Source organism: Streptomyces sp. NRRL S-118 (genome assembly GCF_000716335.1).
GTDB lineage: Bacteria > Actinomycetota > Actinomycetes > Streptomycetales > Streptomycetaceae > Streptomyces.
In genome coordinates, this window is record NZ_KL591051.1 from 5,947 (window position 1) to 6,712 (window position 766).

Genomic DNA, 766 nt, shown 5'->3' on the forward strand with positions numbered 1-766 from the left:
TCCCCCGCGGAGCCGACGATGACCTGCACCTGCCGTGTGACGCCGTCCGCCAGGAGCAGCGGCGCCTCCAGGACCAGTTCGTCCACCACGGTGCAGCCCAGCTCGCGTCCCGCGGCCAGCACCATCTCGACGAGGGCCGTGCCCGGCACCAGGACGGTGCCGAACACCATGTGGTCCCGTGTCCACGGTTGCGTCTCCTGGGACACCTGGCCGGTGAACACCCACTCGTCGCGGTCGGCGACCGGCACCGCCGCGGCGAGGACCGGGTGCGCCACCTGCGTCTGGCCGGCCGCCGTCACGTCGCCGGCCCGGGTCCCGGCGGTGAGCCAGAACCGCTCGCGCTGGAACGCGTACGTCGGCAGGGCCGTGCGGCGTGCCCCGGCGTGGAACGGCGACCAGTCCACCGGGACACCGGCGACGTGTGCCTCGGCCAGGGAGGTCGCGAACCGCCGAAGACCGCCCTCGTTGCGGCGCAGCGAGCCGATCACGGCGACGCGGTCGGCCGCGCCGTGTGCGGCGGCCGTCTCCTCGACGGCCATGGCCAGCACCGGGTGCGGTGACGCTTCGACGAAGCAGCCGGTGCCGTTGTCGATGAGGGCCCGCACCGCGGGCTCGAACCCGACCTGGCCGCGCAGGTTGCCGTACCAGTAGGCGGCGTCCATGATCGCGGTGTCGATGAAGTCCCCGGTCACCGTCGAATAGAGGGGCACCCGGCCGGACTGCGGAGTGACCGGTGCCAGTACGTCGAGCAGTTCGGCCTCGATCG

Annotated in this window: 1 protein-coding gene; it reads right to left on the reverse strand. The window is 73.2% G+C overall.

Translation table 11 applies throughout. The features are described 5' to 3' along the window. The coding region (locus IH00_RS43170; protein WP_158828205.1) for an acyltransferase domain-containing protein at nucleotides 1–766 on the reverse strand (766 nt) is incomplete at both ends.